The sequence below is a fragment of the Micromonospora sp. NPDC051925 genome (genome assembly GCF_044548625.1).
In the GTDB taxonomy this organism is placed as follows: Bacteria; Actinomycetota; Actinomycetes; order Mycobacteriales; family Micromonosporaceae; genus Micromonospora.
In genome coordinates this window covers 215,555-239,463 of record NZ_JBIUCH010000009.1, presented here as the reverse complement: position 1 = coordinate 239,463, position 23,909 = coordinate 215,555, and the positions used below count along the sequence as shown (strand labels likewise).

At 72.0% G+C, this 23,909-nt stretch carries 19 protein-coding genes and 1 pseudogene; 17 read left to right on the top strand and 3 right to left on the bottom strand.

Going from position 1 to position 23,909, the window contains the following annotated elements:
* The first annotated feature begins 52 nt into the window (after nt 1–52).
* The 12 genes and pseudogenes from ACIG87_RS14890 (at nt 53) to ACIG87_RS14835 (ending at nt 9,757) form a co-directional block, all read left to right on the top strand.
* Complete coding sequence (locus tag ACIG87_RS14890) at nt 53–493, top strand: DUF6197 family protein (RefSeq protein WP_396851050.1); 441 nt, start codon at nt 53–55, stop codon at nt 491–493.
* Nucleotides 490–789 carry a hypothetical protein gene (locus ACIG87_RS14885; RefSeq protein ID WP_396851049.1) on the top strand — a complete coding sequence of 100 codons (300 nt, stop codon included), beginning with the start codon at nt 490–492 and terminating at the stop codon, nt 787–789. The genes ACIG87_RS14890 and ACIG87_RS14885 overlap by 4 nt, the downstream gene beginning before the upstream one ends.
* A gap of 35 nt (nt 790–824) precedes the next feature.
* Complete coding sequence (locus ACIG87_RS14880; protein ID WP_396851104.1) at nt 825–1,130, top strand: RRQRL motif-containing zinc-binding protein; 306 nt, start codon at nt 825–827, stop codon at nt 1,128–1,130.
* Nucleotides 1,131–1,200: 70 nt separating this feature from the next.
* Nucleotides 1,201–1,950 carry a hypothetical protein gene (locus tag ACIG87_RS14875; RefSeq protein WP_396851048.1) on the top strand — a complete coding sequence of 250 codons (750 nt, stop codon included), beginning with the start codon at nt 1,201–1,203 and terminating at the stop codon, nt 1,948–1,950.
* Nucleotides 1,947–2,216: a hypothetical protein gene (locus tag ACIG87_RS14870; RefSeq protein ID WP_396851047.1), complete on the top strand. Its 270-nt coding sequence runs from the start codon at nt 1,947–1,949 to the stop codon at nt 2,214–2,216. The genes ACIG87_RS14875 and ACIG87_RS14870 overlap by 4 nt, the downstream gene beginning before the upstream one ends.
* Nucleotides 2,216–4,040: pseudogene (locus ACIG87_RS14865) on the top strand (replication initiator). Before ACIG87_RS14870 ends, ACIG87_RS14865 begins: the two are co-directional and overlap by 1 nt.
* Entirely contained in the window at nt 4,037–4,312 is a 276-nt protein-coding gene (locus ACIG87_RS14860; protein WP_396851046.1) for a helix-turn-helix domain-containing protein, read from the top strand. Before ACIG87_RS14865 ends, ACIG87_RS14860 begins: the two are co-directional and overlap by 4 nt.
* Nucleotides 4,312–5,586 carry a tyrosine-type recombinase/integrase gene (locus ACIG87_RS14855; protein ID WP_396851045.1) on the top strand — a complete coding sequence of 425 codons (1,275 nt, stop codon included), beginning with the start codon at nt 4,312–4,314 and terminating at the stop codon, nt 5,584–5,586. Before ACIG87_RS14860 ends, ACIG87_RS14855 begins: the two co-directional genes overlap by 1 nt.
* Before the next feature lie 346 nt (nt 5,587–5,932).
* Entirely contained in the window at nt 5,933–6,745 is an 813-nt protein-coding gene (locus ACIG87_RS14850; RefSeq protein ID WP_396851044.1) for an HAD family hydrolase, read from the top strand.
* Nucleotides 6,746–6,975: 230 nt separating this feature from the next.
* Nucleotides 6,976–7,869 carry a hypothetical protein gene (locus ACIG87_RS14845; protein WP_396851043.1) on the top strand — a complete coding sequence of 298 codons (894 nt, stop codon included), beginning with the start codon at nt 6,976–6,978 and terminating at the stop codon, nt 7,867–7,869.
* A complete protein-coding gene (locus ACIG87_RS14840; protein WP_396851042.1) occupies nt 7,866–9,230 on the top strand; it encodes a methyltransferase in 1,365 nt (454 codons plus the stop codon). Before ACIG87_RS14845 ends, ACIG87_RS14840 begins: the two co-directional genes overlap by 4 nt.
* The gene (locus ACIG87_RS14835; RefSeq protein ID WP_396851041.1) at nt 9,125–9,757 is read left to right on the top strand and encodes a TetR/AcrR family transcriptional regulator; all 633 of its coding nucleotides are present in this window, start codon (nt 9,125–9,127) and stop codon (nt 9,755–9,757) included. The genes ACIG87_RS14840 and ACIG87_RS14835 overlap by 106 nt, the downstream gene beginning before the upstream one ends.
* A gap of 112 nt (nt 9,758–9,869) precedes the next feature.
* Here the strand turns inward: ACIG87_RS14835 and ACIG87_RS14830 are convergent, their stop codons facing one another.
* Nucleotides 9,870–10,616, bottom strand: a complete 747-nt coding sequence (locus tag ACIG87_RS14830) for an oxidoreductase (RefSeq protein ID WP_396851040.1) — start codon at nt 10,614–10,616, stop codon at nt 9,870–9,872.
* A gap of 227 nt (nt 10,617–10,843) precedes the next feature.
* Between ACIG87_RS14830 and acs the strand changes: the two genes are divergently transcribed.
* The 5 genes from acs to ACIG87_RS14805 all read left to right on the top strand — a co-directional run bounded on the left by acs (nt 10,844) and on the right by ACIG87_RS14805 (nt 20,225).
* The gene (acs, locus tag ACIG87_RS14825; RefSeq protein WP_396851039.1) at nt 10,844–12,808 is read left to right on the top strand and encodes an acetate--CoA ligase; all 1,965 of its coding nucleotides are present in this window, start codon (nt 10,844–10,846) and stop codon (nt 12,806–12,808) included.
* A gap of 229 nt (nt 12,809–13,037) precedes the next feature.
* Nucleotides 13,038–15,833 carry an immune inhibitor A domain-containing protein gene (locus ACIG87_RS14820; protein WP_396851038.1) on the top strand — a complete coding sequence of 932 codons (2,796 nt, stop codon included), beginning with the start codon at nt 13,038–13,040 and terminating at the stop codon, nt 15,831–15,833.
* A 370-nt stretch (nt 15,834–16,203) separates the two neighbouring features.
* Nucleotides 16,204–18,594: an immune inhibitor A domain-containing protein gene (locus tag ACIG87_RS14815; RefSeq protein ID WP_396851103.1), complete on the top strand. Its 2,391-nt coding sequence runs from the start codon at nt 16,204–16,206 to the stop codon at nt 18,592–18,594.
* 217 nt (nt 18,595–18,811) lie between these two features.
* Nucleotides 18,812–19,150, top strand: a complete 339-nt coding sequence (locus tag ACIG87_RS14810; protein ID WP_396851037.1) for a hypothetical protein — start codon at nt 18,812–18,814, stop codon at nt 19,148–19,150.
* Nucleotides 19,151–19,292: 142 nt separating this feature from the next.
* Entirely contained in the window at nt 19,293–20,225 is a 933-nt protein-coding gene (locus tag ACIG87_RS14805) for an alpha/beta fold hydrolase (RefSeq protein ID WP_396851036.1), read from the top strand.
* A 61-nt stretch (nt 20,226–20,286) separates the two neighbouring features.
* On the opposite strand, the gene ACIG87_RS14800 is transcribed toward ACIG87_RS14805, so the two are convergent.
* Nucleotides 20,287–20,652: a hypothetical protein gene (locus ACIG87_RS14800; RefSeq protein WP_396851035.1), complete on the bottom strand. Its 366-nt coding sequence runs from the start codon at nt 20,650–20,652 to the stop codon at nt 20,287–20,289.
* A complete protein-coding gene (locus tag ACIG87_RS14795) occupies nt 20,649–23,858 on the bottom strand; it encodes an SseB family protein (protein ID WP_396851034.1) in 3,210 nt (1,069 codons plus the stop codon). Before ACIG87_RS14795 ends, ACIG87_RS14800 begins: the two co-directional genes overlap by 4 nt.
* Nucleotides 23,859–23,909: the final 51 nt, after the last annotated feature.

Sequence of the window (23,909 nt, the reverse complement as noted above, 5' to 3'; positions counted from 1 at the left end):
AGACCGGTTCCGCCGACCTCCCACCAAGCCCTTCTGAAAGGACGTGGCTGCCGTGAAGGCTACCCAAACTCCACCCACCACCGGAATGGTCACTCCTGCTGACCTGCTCCGGATGGCTGCCCTCTACCTGCGCCGGCACGGCTGGCACCAGGGCACCTACTACAGCACCGACCCCGGCACCCTGACCCCGCCGGCCTGCGCTGTCGGGGCTATCGGCATGGCCTGCGCCGGCCACCGGGTCGAGCACTTCTACGGCCTCGACCCCGATACCCAGGTCACCTTCCGCCAGACCGTCGGAATCCTGACCGTCTACCTCGACGCCACCGCGCCCGTGTTCTTCATCGACGAGGACGGCTACCTCCTCGACGAACACACCTCCCCCTACTCCTGGAACGACGACCCGACCCGCACCGCCGAGCAGGTCATCACCGCCCTTGAGGCCGCCGCCACCGAGTGGGACCGCCTCCACACCGCCGGGGGTGAGAACCGGTGAGCACCGTCAAGAAGTCCTTGACGCCATCCGTCCCGGCTCAGAAGCGTCGGGAGGTCGTCGAGAACGACCAGTTCGCCGCCTTCACCCGGCGCATCATTCGCGCCCACGGCCGCCGCGTCGCCACCGGCGATGTCGAAGCACTCCGCGACCTCGTCGCCCTCTCCGCCGACCTCGACCGGGCCATCGTTGACGCCGTCGTCGGCCTGCGGGCCTTCGGCTACTCCTGGGCCGAGATCGGCGCCCGGCTCGGCATCTCCCGCCAAGCCGCCCAGCAGCGCTGGGGAGACCGGCCGTGACCGCCTACTACGACCCGACCGGCAGCCGCTACGGCATGCCCACCTACCCGTACCGGATGGCCCCCGACGGCCTTGCCACCCGACGGCAACTGCGCGCCGCCGGCCTCCGACCCGGCGGGCAGGAACCCGTCTCCCAGATCCTCTGGCGTCGCGGTAAGCGCGTCGCCTACCTCTACCGCCTCGACCTCGCCAAGCCGAAGCGGACCGCCACCCCCGCCCAGCGGGAGGCCATCACCAAAGCGCTCCGCGCCCGCCGCACCTGCACCGTCTGCGGCCTGATCCAGCCCTACTACATCCCCCGCCGCTACGGCTGCTGCCTCGACTGCCACGGAGGCCACTGATGGGCGTCCTGATCACCTTCGCCGTCATCCTGCTCATCGGCATCGCCATGGCCTACATGGGCGGTGTGCGATGAACCGTCAACCCACCGGTACCCGCATCGAGGGCGTCGTCCTGGTCCTCATCCTCATCGCCGTCGCCGGCTTCGCCGGAGCCGCCTCGTTCACCCACGTCAAAGACTGGACCCTCGCCAACTCCCCCACCGGCACCGGGCAATGGTTCGGCTGGGCCAACGCCGTCATCTCCGAACTCGTCCCCATCGCCTGCCTGCTCACCATCCGACGCCGCCGCCGAATCGGCGCTTCCATCGGCTACCCGCTGTTCCTCCTCATCGCCGCCGCCGGCCTCTCCCTCGCCGCGCAACTCGCCGTCGCCAAACCCGGCCTGTCCGGATGGCTCCTGTCCGCCGTACCCGCCCTGGCCTTCATGGCCCTGGTGAAACTCGTCCTCGCCCCCGTTAAGGGCGACAACCCCACCCCGCCGGCCGCCAAGCCTGCCGAACCCATCCACGTCCAGGTGGCCGAGCAGGTCACCACCGAGCCGGCACCGCCGGCCGCCATCACCACCGACCCGGAACCCCTCCCGGCGACCGCGCCGGAGCCCGTCACCGTTGCGGCTGTCGCGCCACAACCCGCCACCACGCCGGCACCGGAGCCGGTCGACGTCCCTACCCACCTGCTGCCCATGGCCCGCTTCGCCGCCGTCCAGCACGAGCAGAACACCGGAGCACCCATCACCCCGGGCGAACTGGCCGATCGGCTCGACGTCACCCCGGCCGTCGCCGGGCAGCTCCTCACCACCCTGGCCGGTGGTGCCCGATGACCATCGTCATCGTCGACATCGAACACGTCACCCACACCTGTCCCGCCAACCCCGACGGGCACCCCTACGACATCCGACGCACCGTCGTCGACGTCATCCCCGGCGGTCCCTGCCGGGCACCGGTCACCGTCCGCTGCGGCGAACAGACCGCGCTCATCCCCTGCCACCGGCACGAACCGACCAAGCGTCAATGCGGCGCCTGCCGGGTCATCGTCACCGAACGCACCATCACCACCCGCACCCCCAACGACGGGACTGCGGCTTGATGGCCTCGACGCTGGACCTCACCCCCCCGCGCTTCGGCCCGGGGGGTGGGCTCGAACGCCGACACCATCCCACCCGTCTACGGCTACACCGCCGCCGGCTCCGCCTTCGAACGCGCCACCCGACCCGACTACTTCGGCTGGATCGACCACGTCCGCGCCGCCGCCGGCTGCACCCGACCCATCCGCCTCGCCGGCCAACTCCTCACCGTCGACGCCTCGACCGGCCGGGTCGTCGACCAGCGGCACACCGACGCCATGCCCGACTCGGTCATCTACACCGCCTGCGGCAACCGACGCTCCACCGTCTGCCCCTCCTGCGCCCACACCTACCAACGCGACGCCTTTCAGGTCCTCCGCGCCGGCCTCATCGGCGGCAAAGGCGTACCCGACACCGTCGCCCAACACCCGGCCGTGTTCCCCACCTTCACCGCCCCGTCCTTCGGACCGGTCCACGTCCGGGCGGTCCGCAAACACACCTGCCGGAACCGCAAACGCTGCGACTGCCGACCCGACCCCTGCCACGCCCGACGCGCCACCGACCCCACCGCCAGCCGCTGCCCCCACGGCCGCCCCACCGCATGCTGGGCCAGGCACGAACCCGGTGACGCCGCGCTCGGTCAGCCGCTGTGCCTGGACTGCTACGACCACGACCACCAGGCCGTCTGGAACCTGTTCTCCGGCGAGTTGTGGCACCGCACCAAGCAAGCCGCGGAACGGCACCTCGCCAAACTCGCCCGCCGCCGCGGCATCCCCCGCGTCCGGGTCGTCACCGCCTCCGGCAACACCCGCACCGTCCCACCCGTGCGGCTGTCCCACGGCAAGGCCGCCGAGTTCCAGGCACGCGGCGCGGTCCACTTCCACGCCCTGGTGCGCCTCGACGGCGTCGACCCCACCGACCCCGCCGCCGTCGTCCCACCACCGGCCGCCTTCACCACCGCCGACCTCGTCGACGCGCTCCGGCACGCCGCCGCGCAGGTCGCGTTCGCCACCCCCGCCCACCCCGACCGACCCGACGGCTGGCCGATCACCTGGGGCGACCAGCTCGACATCCGACCCATCACGCTGAACGGCCACGGTGAGGTCACCGACAGCATGGTCGCCGGCTACCTTGCCAAGTACGCCACCAAGAGCACCGAGGTAACCGGGCACCGCTCCGTCAGGCTCACCGCCGACACCATCGGCGACCACGCCGACCCCGACGGCGACCACACCGCCCGCCTCATCGACGCCTGCTGGCGCATCGGCCGACCCACCAGCACCCCGGTCCCCCTCTCGCAACGGCCCCGCGACCACCGACCCCGGCCCGGCTTCGTCGACCGCTGGGAATGCCCCGACTGCGGCACCCACACCCGATACCCGGCCTGCCCCGCCTGCGTCGCCCACCGTCAAGCCAGCCTTGACACCGAATCGACGCGACCGGCCAACCCCAACCCGTACGCCCGCCTGCGCCGCTGGGCGCACATGCTCGGCTTCGGCGGCCACTTCCTCACCAAAGCCCGGCGGTACTCCGTCACCTTCCAACTCCTGCGCGACACCCGCCGCCACCACCGGCAGCGTGAGGACCAGGACCACGCGCATCCAGCCGCCGGCGGCCAGCTCGTCGACGAGCACGACACCACCCTGATCGTCGGCATCCTCACCTTCGCCGGCGTCGGCTGGCACACCACCGGAGACGCCCTCCTCGCCAACACTGCCGCCGCCATGGCCCGGGAGCGACAAGCCGCCGGCCGCGAAGAACTCGCCCACGAACTCGGCACCACCCCGGCCGGCATCGCGCCGGCTGCTGCCCGATCCCGACAGACCTGGGGAGGTCATCCGTCATGAGCACCACCGCCCGTCCGAGTCCCGTCGTCCGGCTCGTCCCGCGTACCGGGGCGACCATCGTGGGGCCGGTCACCTACACCGTCCGGGAAGTCGCCAAGCTGCTGGGCATCTCGCTGGGCAGTACGTACGCCCTCGTTCGGGACGGCACGATCCCGGCGACCCGCCTGGGTGGCCGCTGGCTGATTCCCCGCACCCGGTTCCACGCCTGGCTCGACGGCGTCACCGAGGAACCGACTGCCGCCACCGGCACCGAGCACGGGCGGAGGCGCTGATGGGCTTCGTCCGCAAGACTCCGGCCGGCACCTACCGCGCCTGCTGGCGTGATCCTGCCGGCGGGCAGAAGTCCAAGAGCTTCCGCACCAAGCGAGAGGCCAGCGTCTACCTCACCGAGGTCGAAGGGAGCCTCAACCGGGGCATCTACGTCAACCCGCATGCCGGCCGTACCCGCTTCGGCGACTTCGCTCAGCAGTGGCTCGCCACCCGGACCGTCGAGGCGCGCACCACCGAGCGGACCGTCTCCATGCTCCGCACGCACCTCCTGCCGAAGTGGGGTGACTGGCCGCTCGGGAAGGTCGACTTCATGTCGGTGCAGGAGTGGGTGACGGGCCTCGGTCGGGTCCTCGCACCTTCCACAGTGGCCAAGTGCTATCAGCTCCTCTCGATGATCCTCCGGACCGCCGTTCAGGCTCGGCTGATCGCCACCAACCCGGCCGAGGGCGTGAAGCTGCCACGCGACCGGTCCCGCGACGTCAAGCCGGTCACGATCAGCCGGGAAGACTTCCTCGGGCGGCTGCTGCCCGCCGTGCCACCCCGCCACCGGGCGATCGTCTCCACCGCCGCCGGGACCGGGCTGCGCTGGGGGGAGTGCGCCGGGCTGACGTGGTCATCGGTCGACCTCGACCGGGCATCGCTGCGCGTGGTCCAGGTGGCCGAGGAGACCCACGGCGGGATCGTGCTGCGTCCGTACCCGAAGAGTCGCGCCGGGGTCCGGACCGTGCCGCTACCGGGCTTCCTGCTCGCCGCGCTCCGTGACCTGCGCGCCGCCGCCGACGACGACCCGGACCCGCGCACCCTGGTCTTCCGCGACCGGGTGGGCCGCCCGCTGCGACGGTCGAACTTCCGGCGTCGGGTCTGGCTGCCGTCACTGGTCCGCGCCGGCCTGCTCGGCCAGGTCGTCGCCACCGGCCCGCACCGGTACCGCGCGGTCTGGACCGATCAGGAAGGCGTCGAGTGGTCAGCCGAGTTCACCACCGAGCGGGAAGCCGTCGCCTGTGTGGCGGCCAGGTCCGCCGGCGGGATGCGCTTCCACGACCTGCGGCACGCCTACGCAACGTGGCTGGTGACCGACGGTGTCCCGATCAACCTGGTGCAGCGGGTCATGGGCCATGAGCAGGCGTCGACGACGCTCAACCGCTACACCCACACCCCGGACGACTACGCGGCGCGCGTCCTGGAGTCGTTCGACGGCTCTGCTGCCTTCCTGCTGCCTCCGGCCGGGGAAACGGCGTCTCCGGACCCTCTCGACGGGGAGGAAGACGACCTGTGACCTGCGGTCGCGCCTACCCCCGGGAAAGGGACGACCCCCGTCGGGGGGAGACGGGGGTCGTCGGGAGGTTCGGCTCCGGGGGGGGGGTTGAGCCGAACCGACCCGGCGGTCACGGGGGGTGCGACCGCCGAGGGTCTGTGAGCTTTCCGGGACGTAGCTGTCGTCGTGCGGACAAGTCTGCCCGAGCGGACTGTTCACGTCGAGTGGTGTTGACCCCACTCCCTGCGAAATTATGACCGCAGCGTGTGACCGCGATCACGTTGAGCATTCGTGGTGGAAGTGCTCCCGCAGGTCGGGTGGGGTTTGGCCCCGTGGCACCCGCCGACCCTAGACCATCGGACTAGACTTGCGCGCCGTGGGCCGAAGTGCCGCTTTCTTCGATCTGGACAAGACCGTCATCGCCAAGTCGAGCGCCTTGGCATTCGGTCGGCCGTTCTACCGGGACGGGCTGATCACCCGACGGGATGTCGTGAAGTCGGCGTACGCGCAGCTGATGTTCCGGCTGGGCGGCACCGACGAGCAGACCATGGCCAGGACCAGGGACTATCTCGCCGCGCTCTGCAAGGGCTGGCGGGTGGAACAGGTCCGCCAGATCGTCGCGGAGACGCTCCACGAGCTGATCAACCCCTACGTGTACGCCGAAGCCGCCGTGCTGATCGGCGAGCACCAGGCGGCCGGCCGGGACGTCGTGCTGGTCTCCGCCTCCGGTGAGGAGATGGTCCGCCCGATCGGCGCGCTGCTCGGGGTGACCGACGTGATCGCCACCCGGATGAGCGTGCAGGACGGCCGCTACAGCGGCGAGGTGGAGTTCTACGCGGCCGGCCCGAGCAAGGTCGAGGCGGTCAACGAGCTGGCCGCCGCCCGGGGGTACGACCTGGCCGACTCGTACGCCTACTCCGACTCGTACAGTGATCGGCCGTTGTTGGAGTGCGTCGGCCACCCGAGCGTGGTCAACCCGGACCGGGCGCTGCGCCGGCTCGCGGTGGAGAACGCCTGGCCGGTGCTGGAGTTCCGGCACCCGATCCCGCTGGGCCGGCGGCTGCGGGAGCGCCCGGCGGTCCCGGTGGCCGCTGCCGCCCTGGGTGTCGGCGTCGGGGTGGCGATCGGCATCGCCTGGTACGGCCGGCACCGCCGCACCCGCGCCGTCCAGGTCGCCTGACCGACCCCGCCGGCCAGGCCGCCCGACCAGCCCCTGCCGGCCAGGCCGCCTGAACGACCCCCGCCGCCCTTGACCTGCACCACCCCTGCCGGATGACGCAGGGGCGACAGCCGCACCCGGTCGGACGACCTCACGAACCAGGTCACGGCCCCCACGGAACCCGCATTTGAGCGGTCGCTCAAATGCACCTATGCTCGGTTTTGAGCACCCGCTCAAATCAGGAGGCACGGATGACCGAGCAGGATCGACCGCCCCGACGGACCGCCGCGAACTGGGTGCTCGCCGGCCTGATATCGGCCTTCGGACTGGTGGTCTTCGTCGCCACCGTGCGCGGTGGACGAGCCGACAGCGCCCTGCTCTTCGTGGCGCTCCCGACGACCCTCGCCGCCGCTCTCGCCCTGCTGCCCGGCCGCACCGCGCACGGCCGGGTCTTCGTGACCACCACGGTCGCCCTGCTGCTGGCGGCGGTCGCGCTGCACGAGGGGGCGATCTGCGTCATCCTCGCAGCCCCCCTGGTCTACGCGGTGTCCCACGGGACCACCGCCCTGATCCGCGCACTGCGCGACGCCTCCCGCTCGTACGCCGTCCTCGCGGTGCCGCTGCTGCTCCTGCCGGGGCTGGAGGGCAGCGGACTGGCCCCACGGCTGGCGCCTGACCAGTCCGTCGAGGTGGTACGGGTGGTGGCCCTCCCGGCCGACCAGGTGGCCGCCCGGCTCGCCGCCGGTCCCCGCCCCGTGCCGGTCCGCTCGGTGCCGCTGCGGCTGCTCGGGGTGCCCACGCCCGGCCAGGTGAGTGGGGACGGGCTCGACCCGGGTGACCGGTGGATGTTCGGCTACCACGGCAGCGCGCACGGCCCCGGCGGTCACCTGCTCGCCGAGGTGGAGACGGTGGCCGCGCAGCGGGTGGGGTTCCGGTTCGTCGAGGACAGCTCGATCACCGGGCGCTGGTTCCGGTGGCGGCACGCCGAGCTGAGCTGGCGGGCCGTCGACGAGCGGCACACCGAGGTGCGCATCCGGGTGGACTACACCAGAGGGCTCGACCCCTCCTGGTACTTCGGGCCGCTGCAGCAGGTCCTGCTCGGTGCGGGGGTGGGGCACCTGCTGGACATGATGACGCTGCGATGATCGCCGCCCGTTACCTCAGCCTGGCGGTGCCGTTGCTGGCCGTGCTCGCCGCCGGCCGGATCGACCGGAGCCGCGCCGGTCGGGCGGCGGCGCTGCTGGCCTTCCTCGCCACCGCCATCGGCATCGCCGCCCTCGACGAGGTGGCCCGGCACACCGGTTGGTACACGTTCGCCCCGGTGCGGGGAAGCTACCGGTGCATGCCGGTCGACCTCTGGATCGGCTGGGCCGCGCTCTGGGGTCCGCTGCCGGTGCTGCTGCGCCGGACACTGCCGCTGCCGGTGACGCTGGGCCTGCTGCTCTGGGTCGACGCGGTGGCCATGCCCGTGCTGCACCCGCTGGTCAGGCTCGGCCCGAACTGGCTGGTCGGGGAACTGGTCGGGCTGCTCGTGGTGGCCCTGCCGGCGCAACTGCTCGGTCGTTGGTGTGCCGACCGGCGGCACCTGGCGGCGCGCACGCTGCTCCAGACCGGGGTCTTCACCGCACTGCTGCTGTGGCTCGTCCCCAGCCTGGCCTTCGAGGTCGGCGACGGTTCGTGGACGGCGGCCACCGGGCTGCCCCGGGCCGTCCTGCTGCTCCTCGCCCAGGTGGCGCTGGTGGTGGCCGCCCCGGCACTCGCCGCGGTCCGCGAGTTCGTCACCCACGGTGGCGGCACGCCGTACCCGTGGGATCCGCCCGTGCGGCTGGTCACCACCGGGCCGTACGCCTATCTGGCCAACCCGATGCAGGCCGGCGCCGTGGCCCTGGTGCTGCTCACCGCCGGGCTCACCCGAAGTTCCGCGTTGCTGCTGGCCGCGGTGGTGGCGGTCGCCTTCAGCGTGGCGGTGGCCCGACCGCACGAGGAGCACGACCTGGCCGGCAGGTACGGGGATGCCTGGCGCGCGTACCGACGGCAGGTGCGGGACTGGTGGCCGCGTCGGCGGCCGTACCACGCGGGGCCGGCGGCGGTCCTGTTGCTCGACGACGCCTGCGGTCCGTGCGCCGCGACCTGGCGCTTCCTTGCCCGCCGCCGCCCGGTGGGCCTGCGGATACGTCCCGCCACCGCAGCCGCAGAGGTGCTGTGGCGGGCGGAGTACGTGGACGGCGACGGTCGATCGGAACGGGGGGTGGCCGCCGTCGCCCGCGCACTCGTGCACCTTCATCTCGGCTGGGCCGTGGTCGGCTGGACCCTGCGGCTGCCCGGGGTCACCTGGCTGGCGCAGCTGGTGACCGATGCGATGATCACACCGCCGCACCCGGCAGGCCCACGAGGAGGACGATGTCCGGCACCAAGCAACGCCTCCTGGACGGTGCCATCACCGCCATCCGTACGCACGGCATCGCCGGCGTGTCCGCCCGCACCATCGCCGCCGCCGCCGGGGTGAACCAGGCGCTGGTCTTCTATCACTTCGGCACGGTCGACGACCTGCTCACCGCGGCCTGCCGGGCCAGCACGGCCGACCGGCTCGGGCACTGGTCGACCCGGCTGGCCGAGGTCGGCTCACTGCGGGAACTGCTCGTCGTCGGGCAGGAGCTGCACGAGCAGGAACGCAAGCTGGGCAACGTCTCCTTCCTGGCCCAGCTGCTGGCCGGGGCGCAGACCGACGAGCGGCTCGCCGCGCCCACCGCCGCCGCGCTCCAGCTCTGGGTGGACGAGATCGAGTCGGTCCTGCGCCGGCTGCTCGCCGGTTCACCGTTCGCCGAGATCGCGGACGTGCCCGGCCTGGCCCGAGCCGTCTGCGCCGCGTTCGTCGGGTTGGAACTCTATGACGGGGTGGACCGGTCGGCCGCGCAGCAGGCGATGTCGGCGCTCGACCAGCTCGCCGTGCTCATCGAGATCGTCGACGACCTCGGACCGATCGCCCGCCGGGCGCTGCGGTCCCGGGTGAACCGGGCCACCCGCCGGGACTGATCGCGTATTCGGCCAGCCCGCCACCGGACGCGGCGGGCCCAGGCCGCCGGACGCGACAGGCCGCCGGACGTGGCGGGACGCAGGTCGGCGGTGCCGGGCCGGGGCGGGCCGGTCAGGCGGTGGCGAGGATCTCGTCGCCGACGACGGTGAGCTGGTCCGCGCCGACCTCGACGGCGCTCAGGTAGTGCCGCAGCCAGGAGCGCAGGCCGTCCGGGGTGCCGGTGGCGAAGGCCCCGGCCGCGCCGACGTACTCCGGCTCCCGCTCCCGGTGGCCGACGTCGACCGCGACCAGGCCACGCGGGTCGAACCCCCGGGACATCAGCACGAGCCGGGCGGCGGCGCGGGCGACCACCCCGGACGGGCCGGCGAAGGGCCGCAGGTTGAGCAGTTCGCCGTGCACCACGGCGGCGAGGATCAGCGGCGAGACCTTCGTACCGCCGGCGACCAGGCCGGCCAGCCCGTCGAGCCGGGCGGCCACCACCGGGTCGGCGACCGGACGCCCCAGCTCGGCCTCGGGCACCGCGTCCCGGGCGGCGAGCACGTGCAGCCGGGCCAGCGCCTGCCGGGGGGCCTTCGGCCACAGCTCGGTCAACCCGGGCAACGCCCCGGCCACCCGCAGCGCGCCCTGGAGCACCGGTTCGGTGACGGTGCCGGCGCGGACCGCCTCGCGCTCGTGGTCGTACCCCTCCAGGGCGGCGCTGGCCACCGCGCAGCGGAGGCCGACCTCGGCCGCGACCTGGCCACCGTGGCGGCGCAGGGCGCGGTGCCGCATCGCCTGGTCGACCCGCTCGCGGGCCCGCTCGACGGCGGGGGTGATGTCGGCGAGCGCGAGCAGCGGGGCGAGCGGGTCGGTGGTCACCTCGCCACGCTAGCGACCCGGGTACGACGGCGCGTCCCGGGCCGTCGAGTCCGATCCTGATCAGGTCGGCTTGGCAACCTCGGGCACGTCGGGCGGACGGGCCGTCGAGCGCTCCGGGACGGCCGCTGAGCGCGTCGGCCGACACCCGGGGTGTCGCGGTCCCCAACTGCCCGGACTAACCTCGGCCGGGTAGGAGACGCAGGTCACCCCGACGAAGGAGTCACCGCATGAGCGAGGCCTTGGCCAACCTGCTGAACGAGACGCGCCAGTTCCCGCCGCCGGCCGCACTCGCCGCGGAGGCCAACGTCACCGCCGACGCGTACGACGAGGCCGCCGCGGACCGGCTCGCCTTCTGGGAGCGGCAGGCCGGCCGGCTGGCCTGGGCCAAGCCGTGGGACGAGGTGCTCGACTGGTCGAACCCGCCGTTCGCGAAGTGGTTCGTCGGCGGCCAGCTCAACGTGGCGTACAACTGCCTGGACCGGCACGTGGAGGCCGGCCTCGGCGACAAGGTGGCGATCCACTGGGAGGGCGAGCCGGGCGACACCCGCACCCTCACCTACGCCGACCTGCACCGGCTGACCTGCCAGGCGGCGAACGCGCTGACCGACCTGGGGGTGGTCGCCGGTGACCGGGTGGCGATCTACCTGCCGATGATCCCCGAAGCGGCGGTGGCGATGCTGGCCTGCGCCCGGATCGGCGCCACCCACAGCGTGGTCTTCGGCGGCTTCTCCGCCGACGCGCTGAGCAACCGGATCCAGGATGCCAGCGCCAAGGTGGTGATCACCGCCGACGGCGGCTACCGCCGGGGCAAGCCGTCGGCGTTGAAGCCCACCGTCGACGAGGCGGTGGCGAGCTGCCCGTCGATCGAGCACGTGCTGGTGGTCCGGCGCACCGGCGAGGAGGTCGCCTGGTCGGCGAAGGACCACTGGTGGCACGAGACGGTGGAGACGGCGTCGGCGGAGCACGCCGCGCAGCCGTTCGACGCCGAGCACCCGCTGTTCATCCTCTACACCAGCGGCACCACCGCCCGGCCGAAGGGCATCCTGCACACCACCGGCGGCTACCTGACCCAGGCGGCGTGGACCGCGCACGCGGTGTTCGACCTCAAGCCGGAGACCGACGTCTACTGGTGCACCGCCGACATCGGCTGGGTCACCGGGCACTCGTACATCGTGTACGGCCCGCTCGCCAACGGCGCGACCCAGGTGATGTACGAGGGCACCCCGGACACCCCGCACAAGGGTCGGTTCTGGGAGATCGTCGACCGGTACAAGGTGAGCATCCTCTACACCGCGCCGACGCTGATCCGCACCATGATGAAGTGGGGCGAGGACATCCCGGCGGGCTTCGACCTGTCGTCGCTGCGCCTGCTCGGCAGCGTCGGCGAGCCGATCAACCCCGAGGCGTGGATGTGGTACCGCCAGCACGTCGGCCGGGGTGAGCTGCCGATCGTGGACACCTGGTGGCAGACCGAGACCGGCGCGATCATGATCTCCCCGCTGCCCGGGGTCACCGCGACCAAGCCGGGCTCGGCGATGACCCCGCTGCCCGGCGTGGTCGCCGACGTGGTGGACGACCAGGGCCAGTCGGTGCCGAACGGTGGCGGTGGCTACCTGGTGCTGCGCGAGCCGTGGCCGTCGATGCTGCGCACCATCTGGGGTGACGACAACCGGTTCATCGAGACGTACTGGTCCCGGTTCGAGGGGATGTACTTCGCCGGTGACGGAGCCAAGAAGGACGACGACGGGCACATCTGGCTGCTCGGCCGGGTCGACGACGTGATGCTGGTGTCCGGGCACAACATCTCGACCACCGAGGTCGAGTCGGCGCTGGTGTCGCACCCGGCGGTCGCCGAGGCGGCGGTGGTCGGCGCGACCGACCCGACCACCGGGCAGGCGATCGTCGCGTTCGCCATCCCGCGCGGCACCGCCGACACCTCGGGCGAGGCGGGCGAGCGGCTCATCACCGAGCTGCGCAACCACGTGGCGAAGACGCTGGGCCCGATCGCCAAGCCCCGGCAGATCATGCTGGTGCCGGAGCTGCCGAAGACCCGGTCCGGCAAGATCATGCGCCGGTTGCTGCGGGACGTGGCGGAGAACCGGTCGCTCGGCGACGTGACCACGCTCCAGGACTCCTCGGTGATGGAGATGATCTCCTCCGGACTCAGCGGCGGGAAGTCCGACGAGGACTGACGACAGACGTACCCCGTCGGTGGGTGCCGGTCCACGCGGACCGGCACCCACCGGTCTTTTTCAGGGGTACGAATCGGTCGGTAGGCGGAGCCGGGTCGGGCTGAACGGGTAGAGGCGTTCGTGACCCCTTCCGGTCGCGAACCGTTGTCATCTAGGTTCAGCGATATCGACTGGGTTCGACGTATGTCACACCGGCGATCCCTCTCCCATGCCCGAGAAACGGAGTGGCATGAACATCTTCCCGCCCAGCGGGTCACGCCGACGCCTACTGGTCGCGCTACCCACCCTCGCCCTCGTCGCCACGTCGCTGACCGTGACCGGCAGCGCGGCGGCCCAGCCCGGCGGGCCGGCGACACCGGCCCGGATCGGTTCCGACGAGTTCTACATCAACTACGCCGAGCCGGAGGTGCAGCCGGACACCGCCGGCAAGGAGGTCAGGGGAGCCGACGGGATCCTCACCTCGGCCGCGGACGAGGCCCGCGCGTACGACCGCAAGTATGCCGGCGGCAACCCGCTGGCCGCTCGGGAGCTGGCCCGCAACGAGGCCCGCGCGATCCGGACCGGGCAGAGCCCGCGCAGGTTCAAGAAGGCCAAGAGCACGCAGACCGCCAAGCTGCTGACCCTGCTGGTGGAGTTCAACGACAAGGCCAACGACGACTTCACCGACGTGATGGTCCCGAACACGGTCTTCGAGGACCGCAGCTGCGTCCCCGGCACCGTCCAGAACGGACCGAAGCACAACAACATCCCGAACCCGGCGACCCTGCCGCACCAGGACAACAACTCGATGTGGGTGCCGGACTTCTCGCCCGCCCACTTCGACAAGATGCTCTACACCAAGAAGGGCATCACCGAACGGGTCCGCAAGGACCTCAAGGGGCCGGACGGCAAGAAGGGCATCGACCTGTCCGGCCGCACCATGCACAACATGTACCTGGAGATGTCCAAGGGCGCGTACACGGTGGACGGGCAGGCCAGCCCGTGGATCACCGTGCCGCACTCGGAGGGCTGGTACGCGGCCTCGCGCTGCTTCCAGGACGAGACGGGCGCCTGGGTCGCCGGCCGGGAGCAGGCGATGAACGGCCACCCGGACAACCCGCAGGGCGCGGGGCGGCTCGCCACCGACGCGATCGACGCGCTGGCCGCGGCCGACCCGAACTTCCCGTGGGCCGACTACGACATCGAGGACCAGGGCGACCGGGACGGTGACGGCAACGTCAACGAGCCGGACGGGGTGATCGACCACCTGGTGCTGGTGCACGCCGGGCAGGGCAAGTCCCGGGGCGGCGGCGACCAGGGGGTGTACGCCGTCTGGGCGCACTCGTCCACGGTCACCGGCGGCTACACCGTCCCTGGCACCAACCTGAAGGTGTCCAACTACATCGTCCAGCCGGAGGACGCCGGGGTCGGCGTCTTCGCCCACGAGTTCGGTCACGACCTGGGCCTGCCGGACCTCTACGACACCTCGGGCAACGCCGACTCGGACGTCGACTTCTGGGACCTGATGGCGTCCGGCTCGCACAGTGGTGAGATCTTCCAGGCGTTGCCCACCCACATGGGCATCTGGGACAAGTGGGTGCTCGGCTGGGCCGACCCGCTGACCCTCACCCCGGGGGCACCGGCCCGGACGGCGCGGCTCGGGCAGACCTCCCGTACCCCGGTGGGCACCCAGGACGGCATCAAGATCGACCTGCCGAACAAGGTGGTCACCCTGGCCCAGCCGCACAGCGGCACCGGCATGTGGTACAGCGGGTCCGACCAGAACTGGGCGGACGTCAAGCTCGGTCGGCAGATCGCCGTCCCGAACGCCACCGACGCGAAGTTCTGGATGTGGAACAACTTCGTCATCGAGGAGGACTGGGACTTCGGCTTCGTCGAGGTCTCCACCGACGGCGGCACCACCTGGACCGAGAAGAAGGTGTACGACGCCAGTGGCGCGCTGGTCTCCACGGACGACGGTTACGCCGACCCGAACGGCCGGATGGTCGACTTCGGCAACAAGAAGTACGGCCTGACCGGCAGCACCGGCGGCTGGCGGCACGACTGGATCGACCTGTCGCCGTACGCCGGGACGACCGTGCAGGTGCGGCTGCGCTACGCCACCGACGAGGCGTTCGTGGAGCGGGGCTGGTTCGCCGACGACCTCTCGGTCACCGGCGGCGGCGCCACCACCTTCAGCGACGACGTGGAGGGCGGCACGAACGGCTGGACCCTGAGCGGCGGGACGTTCACCGACACCACGGGCGCGGGTTGGCACATCGACCCGGGCACCCAGTCGAAGGCGCAGTACTACCTGGCCGAGTGGCGCAACTTCGACGGCTTCGACAAGGGCCTGAAGTACGCCTACGACACGATCTACTCGCACGAGGCGTGGAAGGTCGACCGGATCTCGTACAACGCGCCGGGGATGCTGGTCTGGTACCGGGACACGATGCTGGGCGACGTCAACCACGTCACCGGGCAGATGACCGCACTGCCCAGCTACGGGGCCAAGGGCGGTCTGCTGATCGTGGACTCGCACTTCGACCCGTACCGGCGCACGGGTGAGGCGGCGGTCAAGGACCCGTCGGTGCTGGACAACCTGCCGAGCCGGCCGCAGTCGGCCAACGCGGCGTTCTCGCTGAAGCCGACGTACCCGTTCACGGAGTGCCTGGAGGCGGCGGACGAGCCGTACAGCGCGTACTGCACCAACTTCGGCCGGCAGGCCCCGGTGTCCACCTTCACCGACGCCAAGGGCTGGTACCCGGGCATCGAGATGCGTGACGGCGCGGCGTACGCTCGGGACAACGACGCCTCGGTGGTCGTCCCGTCGAAGGGGAACGCGCAGTACACCACCCGGGTGGTGAACCCGGACGGCACGCCGGCCACCCAGTACTACGGCGGAACCCTGGGCGGCGGGGCGATCGTGCTCGGGACCGGCAACCCGGCCGACGCCGGGGTCCGGCAGGGCGTCTCGATCAAGATCCTTTCGGCCGCGAGTGACAACTCGTACGCCATCGTCCGGATCACCCCGGCGGGGAACTGAGTCCGGCGTCGGGGGTATCCCGGTGATGCGGTGTAAAGGTCAGCAACTGACCGATTGGTGAACAGTGGGCCGGTGGCGGAGAAGCCACCGGCCCACTGTTTCACGCATCGCGGCAATCCAATCGAAATGCATCACTGCGATTCCTTGGCGTGACGTCCCCGCTGCTCATGACCGTTGGTGAACATCCGGTGTGTGACGGTGAAAAGCGATCTCATCAAAATCTTGCAACAAATCGATGCCGACATCTTCCCACCCGTCCCAGCAGTGTCTATGTTCACCATGGGTCCCACTAGTGGGACGTCTTACGCCGGCCCGTACCCCCGTTGGGCCGGTTCCCTCACACCGGAGGTACCACGTGCGCAAAGTCGCAGTGGGTCTGCTCGGGCTCTCGCTGACGGCGACAGGTCTGGTGACGGGTACGTCCGCCAGCGCCGCGCCGACGCCGAAGCTCCCGACGGCCGCCCCGTCGGTCGCGGAGCCCGCCCAGGCGGACCACGATCTGCCCAACCCGCTCGAAACCAAGCGGCGGGCACTGCGCCAGGAGGGCCTCAGCGAGGTCCTCTCCGGCAAGGTCAAGGCGCAGAAGATCAACGGCAGCACGGTCGTCAAGGTCGGCAAGACCCAGGCTGCGGGGCAGAACGCCCGGACGACGGCCACGGGCGTCGCCCAGACGCAGGACCAGTACGTCGAACTCGGCCGCGAGAAGACCGACAAGATCTTCGTCATCCTCGCGGAGTTCGGCAACGAGCGGCACCCGAGCTACCCGGACAAGGACACCGACCCGGCCACCGCCGGTCCGACCCGGTTCGACGGTCCGCTGCACAACGAGATCCCGGCCCCCAACCGGGCGGTGGACAACTCCACCGTCTGGCAGGCCGACTACAACGCCGACTACTTCCGCAAGATGTACTTCGGCACCGGGCAGGGCGACGAGTCGCTGAAGCAGTACTACGAGGCCCAGTCCTCGGGTCGCTACAGCGTCGACGGCGAGGTCACCGACTGGGTCAAGGTCAAGTACAACGAGGCCCGGTACGGCCGTTCCAACGGCTACCCCTGCGCCTCGAACGTCTGCACCAACACCTGGAACCTGGTCCGGGACGCCGCCAACCAGTGGGTCGCCGACCAGAAGGCCGCCGGTCGCACCGACGCCCAGATCGCCGCCGACGTCAAGTCGATGGACGAGTGGGACCGGTACGACTACGACGGCGACGGCAACTTCAACGAGCCGGACGGTTACATCGACCACTTCCAGATCGTCCACTCCGGCGGCGACCAGGCCGACGGTGACCCGATCCAGGGTGAGGACGCCATCTGGAGCCACCGGTGGTACGCCTTCGCCACGGACCAGGGCAACACCGGTCCGTCGACCTTCCCGGGTGGCGGCACCCAGATCGGCAACACCGGCGTCTGGATCGGCGACTACACGATCCAGCCGGAGAACGGTGGCCGGAGCGTCTTCTACCACGAGTACGGTCACGACCTCGGTCTGCCGGACGACTACAACGTCACCAGTGGTGGGGACAACAACAACGAGCACTGGACCCTGATGGCCCAGAGCCGGCTCGGCGCCAAGAACGACGCCGGCATCGGTGACCGGGGCGGCGACCTCGGTGCCTGGAACAAGCTCCAGCTCGGCTGGCTCGACTACGAGGTCGTGGTGGCCGGCCAGAAGAAGACCCTCGAGCTGGGCCCGCAGGAGTACAACTCCGACAAGGCGCAGGGTGCCGTGGTGGTGCTGCCCCAGCGGGAGTACACCTACCAGAACGGCAAGCCGTTCGAGGGGACCAAGCAGTTCTTCTCCGGCAACGACGACGACCTGAACACCACGATGACGCGGACGGTCGACCTCACCGGGAAGACCAGCGCCGCGCTCACCATGAAGGGTCGTTACGCGATCGAAGAGGACTACGACTACCTCTTCTTCGAGACCAGCACCGACGGTGGCCAGACCTGGGCCACCCTGCCGGGTACCGCCAACGGCAAGGCCCTCAAGGAGATCTCTCCCGGGCGCTTCGCCCTGGACGGCTCCAGCGGTGGCCAGTGGGTCGACGTCAGCATCCCGCTGACCTCGGTGGCCGGCAAGGTCGCGCAGTTCCGGCTGCGCTACCAGACCGACGGTGGCGTCTCCGAGGGCGGCTTCTACGGTGACGCGATCACCATCACCGCCGACGGGCAGACCGTGCTCAGCGACGGTGCCGAGGCCGGCGCCGCCGGCTGGACCCTGAACGGGTTCAGCGTGGCGGCCGAGACCTACACCCGCAAGTTCGACAACTACTACATCGCCGGCAACCGGTCGTACGTGTCGTACGACCAGTACCTCAAGACCGGCCCGTACTACTTCGGTTACGCGAACACCCGCCCGGACTACGTGGACCACTACGCGTACCAGGAGGGTCTGCTGATCTCGTACTGGAACCTCCGGTACACCGACAACGACACCTTCGCCCACCCGGGTGAGGGTCGGAACATGATCATCGACTCGCACCCGGAGCCGATCTACAACCTGACCGGTGCCGCCTGGCGGGCCCGGGTCCAGATGTACGACGCGACGTTCAGCCTGAAGAAGGCGGACTCGTTCACGCTGCACATCAACAGCGTGCCGCAGTACGTTCGCGGTCAGGCCGCGCAGCCGCTGTTCGACGACACCAAGCAGTACTGGTACCCGGAGCTGCCGAACCACGGCGTGAAGGTTCCGGCCACCGGCACCAAGATCAAGGTTGTGGAGCAGAACGGCACCTCGGTGAAGGTCCGCTTCTCCTGATCCGCTGATCAGCGCACCACCGCGACACCCGATGCCCGGGCAGGACTCCTGCCCGGGCATCGGCCCGTTCCGGGCCGGCTCGTCGGCCGGCGCGGACAACCGGCCCGCCCCGGCGCAGACGACCTACCCGGCCCCGCATCGAGTGGTGCCGGCTCACCGACGACGTGTCACGCTGGCCCTGGTACCCCTCGCCGGCCACGCCGGGAACGGAGGCCCCATGTCCGACGACCGGACTCCGACCACGCCGCCCGCCGACCGCCCCGTACCGCTCTCCAGCACCACGCCGCCCACCCTGCGGCGACCGAGCGCGCCACCACGACACCCCACCGACCAGCGCCGACCGAACCTGCTCGCCGGCCGGATCAGCCGGGGCGGCGACGGCCCGTGCTACGGCCTGGTCACCGACGACGGTCGGGAGTACGCGCTGCACGGCCCCGGCATGGGCACCTTCGCCACCGGCGTCACCGTGCTGGTCACCGTCGGTCCCGCCGATCCGACCGCCTCCTGCGGCCCCGGCACACCGGTCGGCATCGTCACGATCAGCCTGGTCCGCTGACTCCGATCAGCCCGTCGTCGGCTCTCCCGGCGTCCCCGCGCCACCGATCCGGACGTCCCCCGTTGAGCCCGCTCAGCCGGTTCGGCCACCTCGGGCGGTCGGCGCGGCGATCGACCGGTGCCGGGGTCCTAGGCTGTGCCCCATGACCGAGCAGCATGGCGGACCCGTCGACGAGTCCTGCGTCCTCACCGAAGGGCCCTGGACGCACCGGTTCGTCGGCGCGAACGGCAGCCGGTTCCACGTCGTCGAGGCGGGCACCGGCCCGATGGTGCTCTTCCTGCACGGCTTCCCCGAACACTGGTGGGCCTGGCACGCGATGCTCCCGGCCGTCGCCGACGCCGGCTTCCGGGCCGTCGCGGTGGACCTGCGCGGCTACGGCGCCAGCGACAAGCCTCCCCGGGGGTACGACGGCTACACCCTCGCCGCCGACGTAGCCGGCCTGATCCGCGCCCTCGGGGAACGCTCCGCCACCGTGGTCGGCGCCGGCTCGGGCGGGCTGATCGGCTGGACGGCCGCCTCGTTCCACCCCACCCTGGTACGCCGACTGGTGGTGCTCGGCGCACCGCACCCCCTGCGGCTGCGCGCGGCCCTCTTCGCCGACCCGCGCGGTCAGTTCGCCGCCGCCACCCCGGCGCTGAAGTTCCAGCTCCCCCGGTACGAGCACGTGCTCACCCGGGACGACGCCGCCCAGGTGCCGGAGATGCTGCGCCAATGGGGCGGACCCCGGTGGGTGGCCGGCCCCGACTTCGCCGCCTACGCGCAGCGCTGCCGGGAGGCGATGCTGATTCCGCAGGCTGCCTTCTGCGCCCTGGAGGGCTACCGGTGGGCCTTCCGCTCGGTGCTGCGGCTGCACGGCTACCGGTTCGTCCGGCTGATGCAGAAGCCGCTGGTCACACCCACCCTGCAACTGCACGGGGCCGTCGACGTCGCCTCACTGCCGCGCACCGCGCAGGGCTCCGGCCGGTACGTCAGCGCCCCCTACGAGTGGCGGCTGCTCGACGGCGTGGGGCACTTCCCCCACGTGGAGGCCGGCGACGTGGTACTCGGCGAGATCCTGCGCTGGACGAAGTCCTGACCCCACCCGGCTGGCGGCTGGCGGCTGGCGGCTGGCGGCTGGCGGCTGGCGGCTGGCGGGGTCAGGCTCGCTGCTCGCGCAGGTCGGCGACCTCGGCGGCCGGCGCCCAACCCTGGTAGACACCGAAGTCGAAGACCTCCAGCCCCATCGCCCGCGCCACCGGCCAGCGACCGCCGGTGTACTCGACCCGCAGCCAACCGTCGTGCTCGCCGAGCACGATGAACGGTTGCCCCTGCCAGGTGCAGGTGGTCCGCACGTACGCCAGCTCCTCGACCTCGCCGGCCGGGACGACCCGCACGTACCGGCCGGGGCGTACCTCCTCGAAGCCGTCGGCGGGCTCCGGCTGGTAGATCCGCACGTGGTCACCGTCCGGGCTGACCTGGTACTCCCTGCCCTGCCAGCGGGCCACATAACCGTCCCGCATCACGGCTCCCCCACCCGTCGCCAGACCAGCGCGTCGGTGTCCAGGATGGCGATCACCCGTTCGGTGCCCTCCGCGCCGATCCGCCAGAGCTGCGCGCCGTGCGGCAACCGGGCGCTGTCCACCTTGAACTCGGCCACCACGTCGCTGCTCTCCCCCGGGGCGAACCCGTTGCCCCGGAACGGCGCGCGTTCGATGACCCAGCCCTCCATGGCCCGCATCGCCGCCTCGTTCTGCCCGCCGTACGGGATGCGGTAGAGACTCGGCCGGTACGCCGGCCAGCGCAGCACATAGGTCGCCTCGGCGTCCCGCGCGAACGGGGAGTCCGGGTAGCCCAGGCCCAGGGCGTCGTACAGCTCGGCCGGGGTGGTCAGGTGAGCCAGCTCGCCGGCCCGGTGCACGAAGCCGGAGACCCGGTCGTAGCCGCGTTCGAGGTAGTAGGCGAGTTGGCTCGGGGCGATCGCCTTCTGCATCACCACCGGACGGGACGGATCGGTGACCGGCGGGGCGTACCGGGTGCGCTCGGCCGGCGCCTCGGCGGCGGCCACCGGCTCGAGGTCCGCCTCGTCGCCGAGCCCGACCTCGGCCGCCCAGCTGGCCAGGGCGACGATCTGCTCACCGGGTAGCTTGGCCCCGACCGGGGTGCCCGGATTCACGGTGAACGCCCAGCTCGGGTCCGGCCAGCACCGGATCAGCTGGACGAACCGGACCTCGATCGTCTCGACCGACAGCACATCGTGCTCGGCCAGCCGCTCCGGTGAGGTGTAGACCACCACGTACGTCTCGCCGTCCGTGGTACCGGTGCGCCACTCGAAACCGGGCTCGCCGGGTCGGCTGCCGGACACCGAGTCGGGGTTGACCGGCAGCAGCACCCGGGCCAGCAGCAGGGTGGAGAGGAAACCGTCGGTGCTGCCGGTGCCGGCGGCGTCCAGCAGGTTCTCCTCGACCTCGTTGGCGGGCTGGAACAGCTCGTCGACGGTGGCGGCAGCCGGGTCCTCCGGGGCGACGACGGGCGGGACGGCCTCCGGCGAGGACGTCGCGCCCGCGCCGGAGGGCGGGGCGGCAGCCGGGCCGGACCCCGCCGGGGAGACCGACGCAACCCGCTCGGCGGCGGGCCTCCACAGGTCGTCGGGGTCGGAGATCAGGTCGGCAGCGCGTACCACCGGGGGGACCGGTGCGGCGATCGACGAGGGCGGCCCGGCAGCGGCCGGAGCCGCTTGGCCGCCGGTCCCCGAACCCGGCGCGACGACCGCCGTCCGGGTCGGACCGGCGGCGGCCGAGACGACCGCGGGCGAACCGTCGGCACGCGGACCGTCGGCGGCCCGACCGTCGGCAGCCGGCAGTACGGCACTGTCGGTCGCCGCCGCGCCTGACGGGGCGGTCGCCGCACCCGGCCCGGCGGCCGGCGCACCCAGGGCGGTGGGTGCCGCGCCCGGCCCGGCGGTCGAGGGGGTTGCCGGGGCGGCCGACGAAACGGCCGACACGTCCGGTCGGGCTGCCGACGCGGTCCGCTCGGCGGCCGGAGTCCACAGGTCGTCAGGGGCGGGGCGGGACGGGACCGACACCTCCGTGGCGGGGGTCGGGAAGCCCGGCCCGGATGCGGCCGGCCGAGCCGGTGGGCCGAACGGGCCGACCTTCCCGTTCAGGTTGACCGTGTCCTCGCCATCCGGACCGCTCGCCGTCGGCACCGGGACGACCGGCGGCGCGGGAGCCGGCGCGGGAACGACCGGCGGTGTCGGGGCCGGCGCGGGGACGACGGGCAGGTCGCGGGACTCCAGGATCACCCCCTCTATCACGATGGGCGTGAACCCCCGGCGCGATGTCGGCGGCCCGGAGACCGGCTCGGCGACGGACGGCGACAGCTCCTCCGCCTCGCCCAGCACCGCGCCGGGCGAGCCTGCCGCACCGGCGAACGAGCCGGTCGACGGCCGGGTCTGCCGCGCGTCGGACGACCCGTCCGGCGTCCGCTGCCGGCGGGGCAGCGCCTGAGTGGCCTCCGCAGCCGACGGCCCCACCCGGAACGCCCGGGTCGGCTCCTCGGCCAGCGGGTCCACCCGGAACGCCCGGGTCGCCTCGTCGGCCGACGGGTCCGTTCGGAACGCCCGGGTCGGCTCCTCGGCCAGCGGGTCCATTCGGAACGCCCGGGTCGGCTCCTCGGCCAGCGGGTCCGGACGCCGGTCGGCGGTCGCCGTACCGTTGCCGGGGACGGGCCGGATCGGCTGGTCGGTCGGGCCGCCGACCCGGAACGCCCGGGTGGCCTCGTCCTCGACCGGCTGGGTGGGTGCCTGGCGTCGCCGGGGGAAGGGCTGACCGCCCAGGCCGGGTCGGGCCGCTGGGTTGGCCCGCTCGCTGGAACGCAGGGGATTGTCCCGTGGGGACCGGGAGGCACCCCGGGTGGTGGACGGTTCGAAGAACGAACTACGCCCGTTGGCCGGGCCGGTGGACTCCTCGCCCAGTAGCCGGCGGCGGGGGACCGTCGGCCAGCCGGCGTTGGCCTGGCCGGAGGCTGCGGCGAGGTCGGGGGAGCCGGTGCCGCCGGACCGACCGTCGTCGGACGGCCCCGTAGTGGCGTCGAGCGGACCGCCACCGGGTGGGGCAACCGGGCGACCCCGCTCGTCGGTCAGCGACGTACCCCCTGACGGCCGGGTGACACCCCCGGCGGGCGGGACGGCGGTGGACGGCGGGACCGGCCGGGACGGCGTCCAGGCGGTGGGGCCGGCGGAGAGGTCGGCGGTCGGCTCGACGTCGGACGTCCCGTCGGCCCAGGTCCGGCCCGGGGTCTGTTCGCGTTCCGGCCGGGACCGCACCCCCGTGGTGCGACCGGGCAACCGGACGTCACCCCGGGAGAGCTGGGAGACGAACCATGCGGGCAGATATCCCTCGATAGGCAGACCGGGGTTCACCGCCAACCACCACTCGTGGTTGGGCCACTCGACGGCCAGCTCGGCGTAGCGACTGCGCCGGAACGGACCGGCGGACGCGCCGAGACAGGTGTGCATCGCGGCGGCCGAGGTGAAGGCCAGCACGTGGGTCCGGCCGCCGGTGGTCCAGGTGCCCCAGCCCGTCGACGCCGCACCGGCGAGGGCCTGGCCGGAAACCGGGAGGAAGAGGTCCGACCCGGCCAGTATCCGGAAGTAGAGTTCCTGGTCGCTGGCGCGCAGCGCGTCACGCATCGCCGCCTCGGCCTCGGTAGCCGGCTCCCAGTCGGTCACGGCCACCTCTCCTCCCCGGATCAGGCCACAGGCGTCGCGTACAACCTACAA